Consider the following 16,693-nt stretch of genomic DNA (forward strand, 5'->3'; position numbering starts at 1 on the left):
CATCTACTTTTAGGTTTCGTTCAGAGATGTTCAGGAGATAGCATATTATAGAAGGTTGATGTGAGCGAAAGAGGTGGAGATGTCGATGAAATCATGGATTGTCAGTGGGTATGCAATTGCACTTGGAGTCATCATCGGTTTAGTAAGTTGGCTGTTCCTATCTGTCGTTTATAAAGGGATTCACGTTGTATGGCACACAGTACCTAAGCAATTTGATATTCCTTTTTATCTGTTTCTCGTGCCGGTCATCGCCGGTGTATGCATCGGTCTGTTGCAACGTCGGTATGGACGAATGCCTCGTCTCATGCCAGAAGTGATGGAGGAACGAAAAGATACCGGTCGTATCGACTATCGCTTGATTGGATTCACAACGTTGACCGCCCTTCTCGTCCTCATCGGAGGTGCAAGCCTCGGTCCTGAGGCCGCGCTCGTCGGCATCGTCGGCGGACTCACAACATGGTTTTCGGATCGCATCCGTCACGTCCGTCAAGAATTAGGAGAATTACAAGAAGTCGGTCATGCCGTCGTGCTCGGGATCGTCTTCAACGCACCACTGTTTGGTGCGATTGCGGCTGAGGAGAACGAGCAGAAGAAACAACCGATGCTAAATCTGCTGGCGACACTCGCCGGGATTGGAACGTTTTATTTATTGAACCAACTGGACGAGCGTCCACCATTCATTATCAAATTTCCGGAGATGGAAACGATTCAACTCAATTGGACCGTCATCTTGATCGTCCTGAGCGGCACTCTTCTCGGCTGGCTTTACTTAATCAGTGAACATGCCATGATGCAACTCTTTTCGAACGTCCCCATCTTGTTGCTCACCACGCTCGGTGGAGTCGGAATCGGTGGGATGGCGCTCTTGTACCCGGACCTTCTCTTCTCCGGAGAAGAAACCATCCTTGAGTATATCGACGAGTGGCGTCTGATTCCGCTCTACACCCTTCTTTTGTTTAGTGTACTAAAACTGCTCTTTACCGCATTCTGTTTAGCGACCGGTTGGCGTGGCGGGCACATCTATCCTCTTCTTTTTTCTTCATTCACGCTCGGTTACTTTTTCAGTTTACTGTTTGACATCGATATGACGTTTTCCGTCGTCTTGACGACGAGCGCCTTACTTGCGACGGCGATGCGACAACCGCTGGCCATCATCGTATTACTCGTTCTCTTTTTCCCGCCGAATAGTTGGCTCTATGTATTCGCAGTCGTTGCGATCGTTTCAAAAATTCCACTTCCATCGTTTATCCATCCACCAGCGAAAGCTTGATTTTAGATATTGAAAAAAGGGTAAGAGATGAATAGTTATGCACTCTCTCGAGAGGAGGAACGGTTGTAAGCGAATATGAAATGGCCATTGAAAACCTAATTGACGCGGTTAGTTCGGATTGGATTAGCATCATTTTAGCTATTTTAGTCGTGATCATGGGGATAGTCGTCTTCATCTATGTCATCATGACAATCGTCGACATGTTTTTATCCAAGGATATCGTCTGGGGAATCGTTGAAGTCATCGCTCTATTCGTGGGACTGGCAGTGCTCTTGTCCGTCTTCTACTATTGGAATCGGAATCGGGTCAAAGCACAGTTTGGTCTCTTCCTCGTCTTGTTCTCTCTCGCAGTGAATGTGTACTTCTTCGTTCGCTATGCGGATGAAATCAATGCTGTTTTGAACAGCGTGTACTAAAAAACGAGGGGGAATTCCCCCTCGTTTTAATCGTTCATCGAAATATAGAAAGGTGGTGTTTCCTTTGAAACGTCGCGTAATTCAACTGATTATCATGGTGATCAGTGTCATCTTGCTTATCGGTCTCTTGTTCTGGCTCGACGTCCTTATTCCTATATTAATTGGAATCGCCATCATCGCACCGCTCGTCGTCGGATGGCAAATTCTATTTGACCAAGTACAACCTCAAGGGAAGCTCGCCTGGTTACTGACCGTCTTCTTCATTCCATTCATCGGTGTCTTGGCATGGGTCATGTTTGGCCGTACGCCACGCCGTCATCGACGCTTCAAACGAACGTCATCAGAGATCCGGATGCTACGGCAAGCAATCGAAAGCGAGAAAATTGAAACTTCACCTGATATTGTGTCGTCTTACCCGTTGACACGGACACTCGAAAAATTAGGCGCATCCGGTGCCGATGGTCATACTTCGACTAAACTGCTCGTCAACGGTGAACAGAAATTTGATGCATTATTAGACGCCATCAACAGTGCAACCAATCATATCCACATCCAATACTACCTCTTTCGGACGGATGACATTTCGTTAAAAGTTAGAGACGCCCTCATTCAAAAATCGAATGAAAATGTCATTGTCCGCTTTCTGTATGACGGACTCGGCAGTCAAGAAATCGGGGAAGAGTTTATCCAACCGTTACGGGAGTCCCGTGTCCACGTTCAGGCGTTCGACCCCGTTTTGCATCCGTACCTGGTGTTTAACGCCAACTTCCGCAACCATCAAAAACTGATTGTCGTGGATGGGCGAATCGCGCTAACAGGCGGGTTGAACGTCGGGGATGAATATCTTGGGAAGAATGATAAACTCGGTTTCTGGCGTGACACTCACCTCCGTCTCGAAGGTCCGCTCGTCCGAGAATTACAGCAGCTCTTTGTAGAGAACTGGCTATACGCAGGACAAGGGACGAGTGATGAGACGTGGGATCTGTTCGCAGATGAAAAGAACCTCTCTCAGTACTTTGTCAATGAACCAAAAGGGCAAAACGGAGCGACACAACTACTCGTCACATCGCCTGGTAAAGACGTCACGATTCGCGATGGACTCATGCGTCTGTTGATGGATGCCAAAAAATCGATTTGGCTCACCACCCCATACCTTGTCCCCCCGCCTGAACTATTGGCCATTCTTGAAGTCGCAGGTCGTAGCGGCATCGATGTCCGAATCGTCGTACCGGGCAAAGGAGACGAATGGTTCAGCTTTCATGCGACCGAGTATTATTTTGAACAACTGTTGAAGCGCAATATCAAAATTTATAAATACAACCGCCATTTCATCCATGCGAAAACACTACTGATTGATGGTAACGTTGCCCTCGTCGGATCAGCCAACTTCGACTTTCGTAGTATGTTTCTCAACCACGAGATGATGATTGCCCAATTCGATACTACATCCATTCAAGAACTGCACGAGGCATTTCTAAAGGACTTTGATGAATCCATTTTAATCGATTGGACCATGCTGCGGAAAAAGACGACCGGCAAACGTTTCGTCGAAGCGTTTTGTCACATTTTCTCGCCACTCCTTTGACGCATTCGCCAAACAAGATACGTCATGGCGACGACACCAACTAAAAACAATTGCCATCCAATCGTTAACTGCATCGCTGCCGTCACCGCCAGTCCTTCCATAATCAAGGCAGGAATCTTTCCAATCGTACTTGCTACTGCGAACGAGGCGAGCGTCATGCGACTGAACGCCGCCGATAACGTGACGAGACCAGAAGGAACGAATGGCATAAGACGCATCCCGAGGACGAGAAACCAAGCCTCGGCTCCTTCGGACTCCCGAAGCCGTTGAAATCGGCTACCATTCGGAGAAACATAACGGTGTAGGGCTTTCCGATAAAGGATGAAACTCACGACGGCGCCAACTGCCTCCCCGACAATCGATACGAGGATGCCCGGTACGAGACCGAGGACACTCACATTGATGGCTGTCAAAAAAGCACTAGGGAGGACACCGGCGACCGCAATCACACTATTCAGTAAAATACTGATCATCAAAAATAAAGGGAGCGGGAGCAGTTCCCATTCCATAATCATCACTCTTTCTCTTCACAAAATAAGGACCATGACATGTTGTCATGGTCCTTCACTATATCATAGCGATGATGAAGAGGTCGCGCCTGCTTCATCCCACGAGTCTTCGTCGACTGGTGGTAAATGTTTTTCTTCCAATTTCGAAACGACAACCGCACATGCCGCATCCCCCGTGATGTTGACAGATGTGCGAAGCATATCGAGAATACGGTCGACCCCGATAATGAGGGCGATTCCCTCTACCGGTAAGTTGACTGACTGAAGCACAAGCGCAAGCATGACAAGTCCGACTCCCGGTACACCCGCTGTACCGATCGAAGCGAGGACCGCCGTGATGACGACCGTCAACAACTGAGTCATTGTTAAGTCAGAAGCGAACACTTGCGCGATGAAAATCGTCGCAACCCCTTGCATGATCGCCGTTCCGTCCATGTTGACCGTTGCCCCGAGTGGTTGCACGAACGATGAAATCGAACGCGGCACACCGAGTTTCGTCTGCGCGACTTCCATCGATACCGGAAGCGTCGCATTCGACGAAGATGTCGAGAACGCAAAGGTCATCGCCTCATAGAAGTTCTTGAAGAAGAAGACCGGGCTCATCTTCCCGATGAAATATACTGCTGCCCCGTAGACAATCGTGGCATGCAAGAATAACGTCAAGACGACGGCAATCATATACCACGCCATCGCGACGACGGCATCAAGACCGATGCCTCCGATTGCAGAAGCAATTAATGCGAACGCCCCGTAAGGAGCGAGCTTCATCACGAGATGAATGAGGTGCATCATGATGCGATCGCCTTGTTTGACGAATTGACGCCACGTTTTCGCCTTGTCCCCAAGGGCAATCATAGCGAAGCCAATCAATGCCGCAAAGACGATGATTTGAAGCATGTTTCCTTCAGCGAGTGCCGTAATCGGATTCGTCGGAATCATATTGACGAATGTCTGTACGATATTAGACGATTCCTCGGTCGCCGTTGATTCAAATTCGAGACCTGTCGTTTGGAAGTCCCCACGCTCCCCTGGCTGTAAGACAGATGCGACACCCATAGCTAACATGATCGCAAGCGCTGTCGTTACTAAGAAGAACAGAATCGATTTCGATCCGACTCGACCTAGTTCTTTCGGGTCCCCGAGACCCATGACGCCTAAAATAATCGAGAAGAAGACAATCGGTACGACTAACATTTTAATTAAATTCAAAAAGATCGTTCCGACCGGAGATAAAATATACGGATTCACAATCTCATAAACATTATCCGGCAAGCCCGCCAATCCGAGACCAACAACAACACCTAGCGCGAGACCGATTAAGATTTTTTTCGTTTCGCTCATCGTATCACCCTTTCTTTTTTTCACAATGTAGTCAGTATATCATAATACTGAATTTTCATACAATTACAACTGAATATCTCTTCAGTTACATAATTTCCTGTTACTCCCAAAAATGCGAAACAAAAAAGATTGGAGACGAAAATTCGTCCAATCTTTTTACTCGGCGCCTAAGCGCTCGAGCTCTGCATGAAGTTCAGTCGAGTTTGCCCAAATCTCAGGGCGATGTTCTTGTAAGAAGTTCGCTAAAACGTCGCGGGACGGAGCGTCCATCATGTCGATTAAAATCCGACCCTTTAACGATTTGTCCATTTGATTGACGTGATACGGTAATAATTTATAACCCCGTCTCGCTTCCACGTCAACTAACATGTCACATGCCGCGACACCACCATAATAAAAGCCTTCCGGTTTTCGACCGACCGTCACCCACACGATCCAATACGGTTTCCCGTTCGGTACCGCTTCCGGGTCCGTCAAAAACTTAATCCGTTTCTCGATGGCAGACTTGGCGTGCATCGCTCCCATATCGATTGTTGCAACGCCTTCTTCGACATCGATGATGACCGGAGACATGTTATTTAAACTAAGCGAACCGACACCAAAACCACCGTGTCCGTCCGTCGCATCGTCTGAAATAATATTAAAATTAATGTCTTTCATGTTCCACCCTCCCTCTCTACTGTACACAATGACATAGGATGGTGGCAATCCTGAGTCACACCCAGTCGATTTGAAAGCGTCCTCCTGGACCAATCTGTTGGATTAATGAACGATCTTCTTCAATGATCCTTCCGATGACATTGACGCGCTCATCTGCCGGCAAATCCCGCTTCGTTATTTGCAGTTCCCCTGCATAACGACCGTAACGTTCATTGTCGATCGTGATACTGCCGAGCACTCGTTCTTCTGTATCTCGCGGTTGAATCAAATGGTCCCCAGGTCGTCCATACGCTCTCGATTCGACCGAACGGATGACGTCCCGGGCTGGGTCCATCCGATTCGTGTGACTTGTTGGAACCAAATCATCATGATTTCGTGTGGTCGCTCGAAGAACGATGACGCCCTCGTCGTACTCCCGAAACTGTCGCATCGTCTGATTGGATATACACGGATCTCCAATCAAGATTCGATCGACCGTCGCTTGTAAATCGATATAACACGAAAACGGAGATTGGTGGCGGTGCATCTCGAGTGTCGGTAATGTCTCATGAAGGGGGCCACGTAACCGTTCATCTCCAGGGATGAATGCTTGTACCCGTATTCCTTGCGCATGTAACCAGGCGTTTCTTTCATCAAACCAAGAACGCTCGAGTCCTGTTTCCGGACGAGGATAAAAATTATGCCACGCTTCTACGCGTTCTCGTTGTAATCCATACCGATGCATCTCTTCAAGCTCCGTTTCCGTGAGCGTACTCGCATTGAGGGCGACCATCATATGTCGTGACAAATCTGCCACTTGTTTCGGTGTGACACCATAGTCAACACGTAACCCGGTGACGCCCCACTCCAACAGCGTATGCGCATCGTCCCAGGTCTTACCGAGCGTCTGTAGAGACGATGGGGCGATATCTGCCACGAGTTCCATCTTTAGACGCCTTGCCAACACACCTAATTGCTGAAGTCGTTCCGTATAGGTTGTCGAATCGTCTTCCGGAATATGGAGCGACGTGAAGATGCTTGTAAACCCGCTCTCTCGCATACGTTCGATCCAATCAATGTACACAGACGTCAGTTCCTCACTTAAGTAAACCGAAATTCCTCTCATGTGAATCCACCTTTCCAAAAGTAGAGAAAAAGATGACTCGACTCGAGCCATCTTTGTTTGTCAAATCCCGTCCGCCATCTCTTCTTTGAAGCCGAAGAAATAAGTGAACAAGAAACCTGCCGTATATGAAATCAATAGTCCGGCAATGTACGTCAAATACATGCCATTATCAATGAGCGGAGTGAGCGATAGACCGGACACACCGATTCCGAGCGCCGCTGTCTTCATTGTCGCTTGGAAAGCCCCACCGACCGCAGCTCCGAGACACGCTGTCAAGAACGGACGTCCGAGCGGAAGCGTGACCCCGTATAGGAGCGGCTCCCCGATTCCGAGGAAACCTACGGGGATGGCCCCTTTGATAATGTTACGAAGGCGTGGGTTGCGCGTCTTCACAAAAATGGCAAGCGCAGCACCGACTTGACCCGCACCGGCCATCGCCAAGATTGGGAGAAGGGCCGTCGTCCCGACCGTATTTAACAGTTCCAAATGGATCGGCGTCAACCCGTGATGCAATCCGACCATGACGAGCGGTAAGAAGAATCCTGCCAAGAGTGCCCCTGCGACGGGTCCCCCGAATTCGAGCGTCGCATTGATTCCTCGCATGATCCCGTCTGACAATATGCCAGCGACCGGCATGATTGCATAGAGCGCTGTAAATCCAACGATGAGAACAGTAAAGAGTGGTGTGAAAATAATATCAATGGATACCGGCATGAAGCGACGAATGTGCTTCTCGATATACGTCATGAGCCAACCGGCAAAAATAACACCGAATAATCCACCACGCCCGACGACGAGCGGCTCCCCATAAATGACGATGTCCGCGAGGAGCGGGTTGAACAGGATCCCCCCGGCAATCGCCCCGAGTACCGGCGTTCCTCCAAACTCTTTTGCCGTGTTCCAACCGACAAGGATGGCCAAATACGCAAAGACCGTGCTACCGAGCACGAGTAGAATCTGCATCCACGTCTCCGTCCGGTCGACGCCGGCGTTGACAGCAAAGTTCGCGGCCCCGTTAATGATCCCCGATGCGACAAGTCCCGGAATGAGCGGAATGAAGATGTTTCCGAGGCGGCGAAGGAATCGTTTGAACGGTGATTTTTGCTTTTCTTTCACCTTCTGGCGTTCGACCGCCGCACGTTCCTCTAACGTCAAGTTCGCATCTACCGATTCTTCCCCGATGGCAAGCCCCGTCTCATGGCTCATATAATCCGCGACCCGGTTTACGGTACCTGGACCGACGACGATTTGTAACGTCTCATCATCGATGACACCCATGACCCCGTCAATCTTTTTCAATGCGTCAATGTCTGCCTTCGTCCCATCTTTCAACGTCAATCGGACACGTGTCATACAATGCGCGAGTTGACGGATGTTCTCTTTCCCCCCGACATGTACGAGGATATCCCGTGCTAAAACCTCTTCTTTCTTCATCTCGATTTCCCCCTTATAGCGCCTCGCGGACGAATCCGTTCGCGCGCTCTAATCGTTTGACAGCCTCCTCATAAGAGACGTCCGCTAAAATCATGACAATCGCCGTTTTGACGTGCCCCTTGGATGAAGCAAAATAACGCGCGGCCATTTCCATGTCGACCCCTGTCGCTTCTGCAATCATCCGCTTGGCACGCACTTCTAGCTTTTCATTCGTCGGTTGCACATCAACCATCAAGTTTTGATACACTTTCCCTACTCCAATCATCGACGTCGTCGAAATCATGTTGAGGACAAGTTTCTGTGCTGTTCCCGCCTTCAATCTCGTTGAACCGGTCAGTACTTCCGGTCCCGTTTCCACTTCAATCGGGTAATCCGCATGTCGACTGATGACCGCATCGCGATTACATGAAATTGAAGCTGTTGTGGCACCGAGTTCTCGTGCGTAATCGAGACCTCCGACCACATATGGCGTTCGACCGCTCGCTGCAATCCCAACGACCGTATCCTCTGCCGTCAAATGAAGCGCTTTCAAATCTGTGACCGCCAATTCCTTACTGTCTTCTGCTCCCTCAACGGCTTGAATGAGCGCGCGTTCGCCGCCGGCAATCAGTCCGATGACTTGATTGGGTGATACTCCAAAAGTTGGCACACACTCCGCTGCGTCTAAAATCCCTAAACGTCCACTCGTGCCCGCACCGATATAAATCAGGCGACCGCCTTTACGAAAGGATGCGATGACTCGCTCCACGACTTTTGTGATGACCGGAAGTTGCTCTTGAATCACTTGAGGAACTTGTTGATCCTCTGCATTCATAATCGCCAATCGTTCCTCAATCGACATCTCGTCCAGGTGCATCGTTCGTTCATTCCGTCTTTCTGTAGCCAGTTTATCTAGCATCGCCACCATCCTTTCTTCTCTATGATTTAATCGTACTATATTGAAATTTAAAGTCAATTTATAATTTAATTTTTATGAAATTTAATTTCAAATAAACTTTAAAGAAAAACTCACTCTGAACGAATGAGTCGTTTTTTCAAGACGTGCACGCGTGTTCCTTTATTCGTGATCGAATCCTTCTCATACACGTATCCGTTTCGCTCCCAGAACCGACGAGCGCGGAGATTGTTTGGAAGGACACCTAATCGAAATACCGTCTGATACGGGCGCATATATTGGTCTTCCAATTGTTCATACAACGTTTGCGCCAAACCTGTCCCATGGAGAGATTCTTCGACAACGAACAAACCAAGCCAAAGCGAGCCATCCAGGGGATGTCGTTTCAACAGGTCCGCGATGGCGACAACCCGTCCATCTTCACGAATAATGAGACTGACGGTGCCATCCGCTTCAAAATCCGCCACGTTCTCGTCACGAAACATCTCGACTGTCTGTTCATTCAATCTTGCGAATGTGCGTTGATCCATCAGAAAGCGTTGCAATTCTTGACGATCTTCAGCCGTATAAGGTCGAATCATCGGCGTAGTTTCACCATCTCATCTCGAGCTTCTGCGTACCGATCAATCAAGCCTTCTCCCTTCCGGTGGAGGAGTCCCATATATAACGTATCGACAATCGTCAATTGTGTCATCCGTGAGGCGATACTGGCGATTCGGAAGTCACTCTCGACGTTCGGCGTACAGAGTCGAACGTCCGCTTCCCGGTAAAGCGGTGATTTGTCGAGGTTCGTGATGGCGATGACCGGAACACGTTTCTTTTTCGCAAATCGGACGAGCTCGAGCACATCTTTCGTTCGACCGGACGTGCTGATTGCGACGAATACATCAGACTTTCCTAAATGCGGAATCAGCGACAACATATAATGAAAATCGGGAGAGGTCGTGGCCGCATATCCCAGTTTCGTGAACTTATATTGCGCATCAATTGCCGCCGTCGAAGACCCCCCGACTCCGTAAAAGATGACGCGGTTCGCACGAGCGAACAAGTCCACCGCATGTTCAAGTTCTCGTTTGTCCATCGCTTCGGCGCACGCCTCGATGGCTCCTTTATTCACATGGATGACTTTTTGGAACGAGTCATACGGCGTGTCCTTTTGCTGGAGGACGTTGAAGTCCGTCAGCGTCGTCTCCGTGACAGCCAAGTCTTTCACGAGCGCGAGCTTGAACGCTTTAAAACTATCAATCCCGACGACTCGTGCGAAACGAACGATACTCGCCTCGGATACATCCGTCTTTTGCGCAAGCTCTTTTGTCGTCATGTTTGGAATGAGCGTTGAATGGGACAAAATATAGTCGGCGATCTTCTTTTCGACCGCTGTCATATCCTCTTTCGCTAAATCAATTTTCGTAAGTAAGGATTCCATTTGGTCATCCCCTTCCTGCAACTGTTGTTCTTTTATGATAGCGGATTCCTTCCCCATATTCCAATCACCTAAAAAGATCGAGCGTACGCCCGATCTATAAGTTGTTCGTATTGAACGTGTCACCACCTTGAATCGATCCGTTCTCAAATCCTCTCTCGAACCAACGCATGCGTTGTTCCGATGTCCCATGTGTGAACGAGTCTGGCGTCACATATCCACGTGCCTGACGCTGCAGCGTGTCATCGCCAATCTGATGCGCGGCATTCATCGCTTCTTCCACGTCCCCCGCTTCAAGATACCCTAACCCTTGCGCGTGATGGGCCCATACGCCTGCATAGTAGTCTGCCTGCAACTCAAAGCGGACGAGATAGCGATTGAATTCGGTCTCGCTCATCTCGTTCCGAAGCGGCATGATTTCTTCTGTCGTCCCGAGAAGCGTCTGGACATGATGCCCGACCTCATGGGCGACGACATAAGCCATCGCAAAATCCCCTGGTGCATTGAAACGTTGACTCAGTTCATCATAAAAACTCAAATCGATATACAGTTTTTGGTCGCCGGGACAATAGAACGGACCCACAGCCGAGCCGGCAATACCACAAGCGGATTCAACCTGTCCGGAAAATAGGACGAGCGTCGGCTCTTCATAGGTCATCCCATTTTCAGCGAAGATGTCTGTCCACACTTCTTCCGTATCCTTCAAGACGACCGCTACGAAATCTGCCATCTCCTCTTCACGAGCCGTTCCGGTATACGTCCCCTCCGATTGAGGTTCCCCGAGTCCGATATTGTTGACGAGATCGGTCGGGCTTCCCCCGTTCAATAATGTAAAGACGATGACGAGAATCAACCCAAGACCGCCTCCGACCCCGGCAATCCCTTTCCCTCCGATGCTACGCCCACGTCGATCCTCGACGTTTCGGCTCTGTTGTCTTCCTTTCCACTTCATCCCGATTCCTCCTACATTCGCTCTGTCTTGTTTATTACCCCAAATCCGGTAAAAGTGAGCCCATGTTTCTCGGTAAATGAGAATTTTCTTTTCTAGAGGAAGGGGATTCTCTACAATGAAAGAGACTTCAGCAAAGGAGGAATGACCATGCCTTATGTAACTGTAAAAATGCTCCCGGGCCGTACCGTGGAACAAAAACGCGCGTTGATTGAAAAAGTGACGGATGCCGTCTCCGAAACGACGAATGCGCCAAAAGAAAACATCACCGTCTTCATCGAAGAGATGGATGCGACACATTACGGACAAGCCGGTGTAATGCACGCAGATAAGAAGTAAGTGACGAACGGACTCCTGATATGGAGTCCGTTTTTTGTTCTAGTCTTCTCGGTTCACGTCGAACCGTTCACTCGGTACGGTCGGCTTAATCAAGTGACGTGTCGCTCGCCAGATGTGGTAGCCGATACGGTCGAGCCAGAGCAGTACTTGCACTTTTTGAATTGTCTGGTCCATCTCCAACTGATTCGCCGCCGTTTCTTCTAGCAGCTCCGAGCGATGTGCTTTTCGATATTCCGCCAGTTGTTTTGAGGCCTGTTTCCACAGCTTCGAATCCTCTGGTGGCGTATGATGATTCAGTTGATTCACAAGGTCAAGCTCATGCAATACGAGTTCTCGTGCCGCTAAAAAGTCGGTGTCCCGAAGTGCGTGGACCGGTTCGACTTCTCGCAAGACATATAACCAGCGTTCCAGATGATCGATCGTATGCAAGAGGGATAGATGTTGGCCATAATCATTTTGCTTTCCTTCATCTTCAAGACGTATCGTGCTCAAAAAGACACGGACATCACTCAACGTCTTGTCGACGAGCGTCAATTCATCTTCACGAAGACGTCCCTCTCGGACAAGCAATTCCGTCTCATTTCCTAAATATCGTTCGATTTCAAGTAAAGAGCGTCGTGCCGCTTCAAGAGCGACCGTCGGGAGTTGTGACATGTTTTTATCGAGCAGACGTGTCAATTTTTCGGAGCGACTCGGAATCCACTTCAGTAATCGCCGTGCGAACGTTTGATAAAATGGTAGGAATAAGATCACACCTAGTAGATGGAATGTCGTATGGAATAAGGCGAGACGTAATAAGTCGTTCCAGTTGAACCAATCGGCTACTCGATTGACGACCTCGAAGAGAACAGGGAACGTCAGCCATCCAATGAGGACGATTGACACGTGGTAGATGGCATGCCCCAATACAATGCGTCGGGCTGACTTCCAGCCTCCGATTGAACCGAGTGCCACGACGAGGCTCGTCCCCGCACTTTGACCAAGCACCAAATAAGCGGCTTGCGGGAGTGAAATCGCCGCCGTCGCGAGAGCCGTCATCGTTAGCACGAGTCCAATCGTCGATGACTGAAGGACGGCGGTCATTATAAATCCGATTCCAATCAGAAGTGCCTGATGCAGAACGGTCATCTCACCGGCCGAGCCAAACGAGAACGTGACGACATCCCGCATCGCTTCTTGAAGTGTCCCAATCCCAACAAAGATCAACCCGATACTGACGAGCAACAGTCCCACACGGCGAAGGCGCGGACTGGATAGACGAAACGCCATCCCGATTCCAATGATCGGCAAAAACAACTGGCGCACGTCTAAGTTATAGCCGAGGATGGCAATGATCCATCCCGTCGTCGCGCTGCCTACGTTTGCGCCAATTACGAGAGGTAACGATTGCGTGAACGTGAGAAGCCCCGCGCTCACAAACCCAATCGTCATCAGTGTCGTCACCGAAGAAGATTGAAACAGGGTCGTCAGCATTGCGCCGAGAGTCGCCCCTGATAAAGAGCCGTCGGTGAATTGATTCAACCGATGACGCAATCGTGTACCAGCCCATTTTTTGAGCGTATCTGTCAGTAACGTCATCCCGAGTAAAAAAATCCCGATTCCACCAATCAGTGTCGCAATCTCCATCGTGTCACGCCCCTTTGCGTGTTTAATCGTCCTTCAATGTCGATAAAATCCACGATTTTTCATTCGCATAATCTTTTAAATTCAACAACACATCTTCCGGATAATAAATTTTTTCATCCGATTGTCTCGAGTTCAAAATCGACTGGACGAGCATCGAGACCTCTGAAATCTCTTTTCGCTCCCCGTCATTCATCTGTAGATAAATCCCCTCGTATTTGCCTTGTCCTTTATATAAATCGTATGGCAATTGACTCAATTGATCTTCAAGCAGATAGTATGTTGGTGGAAGCCCGATCGTCTCCATCGTCTGTCGCAAGCGCTCCATATAACGGACACGATTCGCTTCCGGGAAGTTTTTATATTTTAATAATCGGCGATTCACGAATCGACTCGCCAAATCGGCTAGAATCGCGTCGTCTTCTTCCATCCATTCTTGGAAATAGAAGTAGACGACCGTCTCATCCAATTTCAAATATTGTTCGAGTGACATACCGGTGCGTTCAAAGATCGGCAAAAAGTGTTTCGGCGTCATGTTAAACTCATAGCCACTCTCATAGAGCTCCTGTGCCCGCTCAAGAATCGCTTTCAAGAGGAGATCGCTCGACCGTGTCGCCGGATGAAGGTACACTTGCCAATACATTTGATAGCGACGCATAATATAGTCTTCAATCGTATGCATCCCAGACTGCTTGACCACGACTTGGTCTTCATCCGGACGCAAGACGCGCAACATGCGTTCTAAATCAAACTTTCCATAACTGACACCCGCAAAGTGAGCGTCGCGTAACAAATAGTCCATCCGGTCGACATCAAGCTGTGAGCTGAGCATATTGACGATCAAGCGATTCGGATGCGTCTTATTGATGATGGAGGCCACTTCTTCGGCAAACCCGACACCCATCTCAGATAAAACCCTATTTACTTCGGTTTCCCCTAAAATGATGCGCTCCGTCCACACTTCATGACGAACGGAAAAGACGTGCTCGAACGCGTGCGAGAATGGACCGTGTCCGACATCGTGCAAGAGCGCTGCTGCCAACAGTAGTTCACGGTCGCGGTCGTCCCATTCCGGATACTGTTGGAACTGATCGATTAACTGGCGTGCGATTTCATATACGCCGAGCGAGTGATGAAATCGCGTGTGCTCCGCGCCATGAAATGTCAAAAAAGACGTTCCAAGTTGTTTGATACGACGCAAACGCTGAAATTCTTTCGTATTGATCAACTCCCAAATGAGGTGATCGTAAACATAAATATATCGATGTACCGGATCCTTAAATACTTTCGATCCAGATAGTTGTCCTCGAGACGAGTACATGACATGCCCTCCTACGTTTCGTTATGTTCTAGATTCGACTTCAAACGAATCGTTCCCTCCATGCTATAATGAGGAGGAAAATTTTTTGTGAAAAGGAATTAATGTATATGATCCATCCATTGTTACAACAACCGAGCTATCGCATCATCGATCAGTCGAGTCTTGGCACGATGTTTCAAGCGGAACAATCGTTTGCGACCGATGATACGTTATGTGCGTCAACGCTAGAACGAGGTGCCGTCTTGCGGGCATGGGTGCACACCGATACGATTGTACTCGGAATCCAGGATGCTCGGCTGCCTCATTTGAAAGAGGGAATTCGCTACCTGCATGAACAGAGATTCCGTCCCGTCGTCCGAAACTCAGGCGGATTAGCCGTCGTGCTAGACGATGACGTCCTCAACCTTTCTTTAATTTTACCAGAGAAGGACGGGATTCAAATCGACAGCGGCTATGAGGCTATGACCTCGCTCATCCAACACATGTTCCAAGACGTCACGAATGACATCGTCCCAGGTGAAGTCGTCGGTTCATACTGTCCAGGAAGTTTCGACTTGTCGATCGACGGCAAAAAGTTCGCTGGGATTTCGCAACGACGCGTTCGTGGCGGTGTCGCCGTTCAAATTTACTTGAGCGTAAGACAGAGCGGAAGCGCACGTGCTGAAATCATCCGTGACTTTTACGACCTTGCCATCCAAGGGGAAGAGACAAAGTTCACGTACCCAACCATTGTACCGGAAACGATGGCTTCACTTGAAGACTTGCTTGGGATCCCACTCACCGTACAAGACGTCCTCACTCGGGCCTACCGCGTTCTTTCCACTGTCAGTTCGCTCCAAAACGCGACATTAACGGCAGACGAGCAAACGATGTTTGCAAGTCAGCTCGAACGCATGTGGAAACGGAATGAGCCGTTACGCGACATTGAACAACAATTAACAGAGGAGTGATTCATCCAATGTTTAAACTGATCACAGACACCGGAGCCGATTTGACACACGATCAAATCATCGAATACGGTCTTGAGATTTTACCGCTCGGTGTCATCGACAACGAAGAATTTTTAGACGGCGAAACGATTCAACCGAAAGAAGTATACGATGCGATGCGTCAGGGTAAGACGCCAAAGACGTTCCAAATCGAGACGTCACGAATCGAACACTGTTTCCGTCAGCATCTCGAGGCTGAAATCCCGTTCTTATATCTCGCTTTCTCCGGAGAACTCTCCGGTACATACCAAACCGCTGTCATGGTCGGCGAAATGTTGAAAGAAGAATATCCAGACAGTACATTCACGGTTCTCGATACACGGACCGCCTCTGTCGGACAGGCATTGTTCGTCAAAACGGTCGCAGCGTATAGTCAAGACCATACGTATGAAGAAACGGTCGAGTATGCCGCTTCGCTCGTCGGTAAAGTCCGTCACTTGTTCACGGTCGAATCACTCGAATATTTGATGCGGGGCGGACGTGTCTCGAAGGCGAGTGCTTTCATCGGAGACTTGTTGACGATTTTACCGTTATTGACGGTCGAAGACGGCAAGCTCGTCCCGATCGAAAAGGTACGCGGTCATAAAAAGGTCATGCGCCGGATGGTCGAACGGACAGTCGAATCGAAGTCGATCGTCGAGAACGGAGACCTCTTCATCGGTCATGGTGACGACCTAGAAAAAGCCGAACAGTTCGAGAAGATGGTCCGCGAACATCTCGAACCGAAGCACATCACGAAGACACTGGTCGGGTCTGCCATCGGTGCCCACACCGGTCCCGGTCTACTCGTCATCGCCTATTTCGAGGCATGAAAAAATGAGCTCTCCCGATTTT

General features: G+C 49.1%; 17 protein-coding genes. 6 read left to right on the forward strand and 11 right to left on the reverse strand.

Annotation, left to right across the window (positions count from 1 at the left end; genetic code table 11):
* The first annotated feature begins 85 nt into the window (after positions 1–85).
* The 3 genes from KNO71_RS05400 (at position 86) to cls (ending at position 3,271) form a co-directional block, all read left to right on the forward strand.
* A complete protein-coding gene (locus KNO71_RS05400) occupies positions 86–1,270 on the forward strand; it encodes a chloride channel protein (RefSeq protein ID WP_214685403.1) in 1,185 nt (394 codons plus the stop codon).
* 80 nt (positions 1,271–1,350) lie between these two features.
* A complete protein-coding gene (locus KNO71_RS05405) occupies positions 1,351–1,686 on the forward strand; it encodes a hypothetical protein (RefSeq protein WP_214685401.1) in 336 nt (111 codons plus the stop codon).
* A gap of 55 nt (positions 1,687–1,741) precedes the next feature.
* Entirely contained in the window at positions 1,742–3,271 is a 1,530-nt protein-coding gene (gene cls / locus KNO71_RS05410; RefSeq protein ID WP_275060263.1) for a cardiolipin synthase, read from the forward strand.
* Here the strand turns inward: cls and KNO71_RS05415 are convergent.
* The 9 genes from KNO71_RS05415 to ypfJ form a co-directional block, all read right to left on the reverse strand.
* Complete coding sequence (locus tag KNO71_RS05415) at positions 3,247–3,786, reverse strand: TVP38/TMEM64 family protein (protein ID WP_078147709.1); 540 nt, start codon at positions 3,784–3,786, stop codon at positions 3,247–3,249. The genes cls and KNO71_RS05415 overlap by 25 nt on opposite strands.
* Positions 3,787–3,843: 57 nt before the next feature.
* A complete protein-coding gene (locus KNO71_RS05420; protein ID WP_214685397.1) occupies positions 3,844–5,121 on the reverse strand; it encodes a dicarboxylate/amino acid:cation symporter in 1,278 nt (425 codons plus the stop codon).
* A 156-nt stretch (positions 5,122–5,277) separates the two neighbouring features.
* Positions 5,278–5,781 (reverse strand): YwhD family protein, encoded by a 504-nt coding sequence (locus tag KNO71_RS05425; protein ID WP_214685395.1) that lies wholly within the window; start codon positions 5,779–5,781, stop codon positions 5,278–5,280.
* 55 nt (positions 5,782–5,836) lie between these two features.
* On the reverse strand, positions 5,837–6,886 hold the full coding sequence (locus KNO71_RS05430; protein WP_214685393.1) for a DUF871 domain-containing protein: 1,050 nt from the start codon (positions 6,884–6,886) through the stop codon (positions 5,837–5,839).
* Between the two features lie 60 nt (positions 6,887–6,946).
* On the reverse strand, positions 6,947–8,320 hold the full coding sequence (locus KNO71_RS05435) for a PTS transporter subunit EIIC (RefSeq protein ID WP_214687594.1): 1,374 nt from the start codon (positions 8,318–8,320) through the stop codon (positions 6,947–6,949).
* A 13-nt stretch (positions 8,321–8,333) separates the two neighbouring features.
* Positions 8,334–9,227: an N-acetylmuramic acid 6-phosphate etherase gene (gene murQ, locus KNO71_RS05440; protein ID WP_214685389.1), complete on the reverse strand. Its 894-nt coding sequence runs from the start codon at positions 9,225–9,227 to the stop codon at positions 8,334–8,336.
* Between the two features lie 101 nt (positions 9,228–9,328).
* Positions 9,329–9,796, reverse strand: a complete 468-nt coding sequence (locus KNO71_RS05445) for a GNAT family N-acetyltransferase (RefSeq protein WP_214687595.1) — start codon at positions 9,794–9,796, stop codon at positions 9,329–9,331.
* Entirely contained in the window at positions 9,793–10,641 is an 849-nt protein-coding gene (locus tag KNO71_RS05450) for a MurR/RpiR family transcriptional regulator (protein WP_078147953.1), read from the reverse strand. Before KNO71_RS05450 ends, KNO71_RS05445 begins: the two co-directional genes overlap by 4 nt.
* A gap of 94 nt (positions 10,642–10,735) precedes the next feature.
* Complete coding sequence (gene ypfJ / locus KNO71_RS05455; RefSeq protein ID WP_031422139.1) at positions 10,736–11,590, reverse strand: KPN_02809 family neutral zinc metallopeptidase; 855 nt, start codon at positions 11,588–11,590, stop codon at positions 10,736–10,738.
* A 147-nt stretch (positions 11,591–11,737) separates the two neighbouring features.
* Here ypfJ and KNO71_RS05460 point away from each other — a divergent pair, with 147 nt between their 5' ends.
* Positions 11,738–11,926, forward strand: coding sequence for a 2-hydroxymuconate tautomerase (locus KNO71_RS05460; RefSeq protein WP_012727443.1), 189 nt, complete (start codon positions 11,738–11,740; stop codon positions 11,924–11,926).
* A 39-nt stretch (positions 11,927–11,965) separates the two neighbouring features.
* On the opposite strand, the gene KNO71_RS05465 is transcribed toward KNO71_RS05460, so the two are convergent.
* Together KNO71_RS05465 and KNO71_RS05470 are read right to left on the reverse strand one after the other, a co-directional pair.
* Complete coding sequence (locus KNO71_RS05465; RefSeq protein ID WP_214687597.1) at positions 11,966–13,552, reverse strand: Na/Pi cotransporter family protein; 1,587 nt, start codon at positions 13,550–13,552, stop codon at positions 11,966–11,968.
* A 22-nt stretch (positions 13,553–13,574) separates the two neighbouring features.
* On the reverse strand, positions 13,575–14,870 hold the full coding sequence (locus tag KNO71_RS05470) for an HD domain-containing protein (protein ID WP_159563019.1): 1,296 nt from the start codon (positions 14,868–14,870) through the stop codon (positions 13,575–13,577).
* Positions 14,871–14,977: 107 nt separating this feature from the next.
* On the opposite strand from KNO71_RS05470, the gene KNO71_RS05475 reads away from it, so the two are divergent.
* Together KNO71_RS05475 and KNO71_RS05480 are read left to right on the forward strand one after the other, a co-directional pair.
* The gene (locus KNO71_RS05475; protein ID WP_214685378.1) at positions 14,978–15,820 is read left to right on the forward strand and encodes a lipoate--protein ligase family protein; all 843 of its coding nucleotides are present in this window, start codon (positions 14,978–14,980) and stop codon (positions 15,818–15,820) included.
* Between the two features lie 8 nt (positions 15,821–15,828).
* The gene (locus tag KNO71_RS05480) at positions 15,829–16,671 is read left to right on the forward strand and encodes a DegV family protein (protein WP_214687599.1); all 843 of its coding nucleotides are present in this window, start codon (positions 15,829–15,831) and stop codon (positions 16,669–16,671) included.
* The last annotated feature ends 22 nt before the right edge of the window (positions 16,672–16,693 follow it).

Source organism: Exiguobacterium sp. s163 (assembly GCF_018617135.1).
GTDB lineage: Bacteria > Bacillota > Bacilli > Exiguobacteriales > Exiguobacteriaceae > Exiguobacterium > Exiguobacterium profundum.

What these genes read in the sequence shown, in the direction of transcription:
- KNO71_RS05400 (WP_214685403.1), top strand. Translation starts at nt 86, where the DNA reads ATGAAATCATGGATTGTCAGTGGGTATGCAATTGCACTTGGAGTCATC.
- KNO71_RS05405 (WP_214685401.1), top strand. Translation starts at nt 1,351, where the DNA reads ATGGCCATTGAAAACCTAATTGACGCGGTTAGTTCGGATTGGATTAGC.
- KNO71_RS05415 (WP_078147709.1), bottom strand. Translation starts at nt 3,786, where the DNA reads ATGATTATGGAATGGGAACTGCTCCCGCTCCCTTTATTTTTGATGATC.
- KNO71_RS05420 (WP_214685397.1), bottom strand. Translation starts at nt 5,121, where the DNA reads ATGAGCGAAACGAAAAAAATCTTAATCGGTCTCGCGCTAGGTGTTGTT.
- KNO71_RS05425 (WP_214685395.1), bottom strand. Translation starts at nt 5,781, where the DNA reads ATGAAAGACATTAATTTTAATATTATTTCAGACGATGCGACGGACGGA.
- KNO71_RS05430 (WP_214685393.1), bottom strand. Translation starts at nt 6,886, where the DNA reads ATGAGAGGAATTTCGGTTTACTTAAGTGAGGAACTGACGTCTGTGTAC.
- KNO71_RS05435 (WP_214687594.1), bottom strand. Translation starts at nt 8,320, where the DNA reads ATGAAGAAAGAAGAGGTTTTAGCACGGGATATCCTCGTACATGTCGGG.
- murQ (WP_214685389.1), bottom strand. Translation starts at nt 9,227, where the DNA reads ATGGTGGCGATGCTAGATAAACTGGCTACAGAAAGACGGAATGAACGA.
- KNO71_RS05445 (WP_214687595.1), bottom strand. Translation starts at nt 9,796, where the DNA reads ATGATTCGACCTTATACGGCTGAAGATCGTCAAGAATTGCAACGCTTT.
- KNO71_RS05450 (WP_078147953.1), bottom strand. Translation starts at nt 10,641, where the DNA reads ATGGAATCCTTACTTACGAAAATTGATTTAGCGAAAGAGGATATGACA.
- ypfJ (WP_031422139.1), bottom strand. Translation starts at nt 11,590, where the DNA reads ATGAAGTGGAAAGGAAGACAACAGAGCCGAAACGTCGAGGATCGACGT.
- KNO71_RS05460 (WP_012727443.1), top strand. Translation starts at nt 11,738, where the DNA reads ATGCCTTATGTAACTGTAAAAATGCTCCCGGGCCGTACCGTGGAACAA.
- KNO71_RS05465 (WP_214687597.1), bottom strand. Translation starts at nt 13,552, where the DNA reads ATGGAGATTGCGACACTGATTGGTGGAATCGGGATTTTTTTACTCGGG.
- KNO71_RS05470 (WP_159563019.1), bottom strand. Translation starts at nt 14,870, where the DNA reads ATGTACTCGTCTCGAGGACAACTATCTGGATCGAAAGTATTTAAGGAT.
- KNO71_RS05475 (WP_214685378.1), top strand. Translation starts at nt 14,978, where the DNA reads ATGATCCATCCATTGTTACAACAACCGAGCTATCGCATCATCGATCAG.
- KNO71_RS05480 (WP_214687599.1), top strand. Translation starts at nt 15,829, where the DNA reads ATGTTTAAACTGATCACAGACACCGGAGCCGATTTGACACACGATCAA.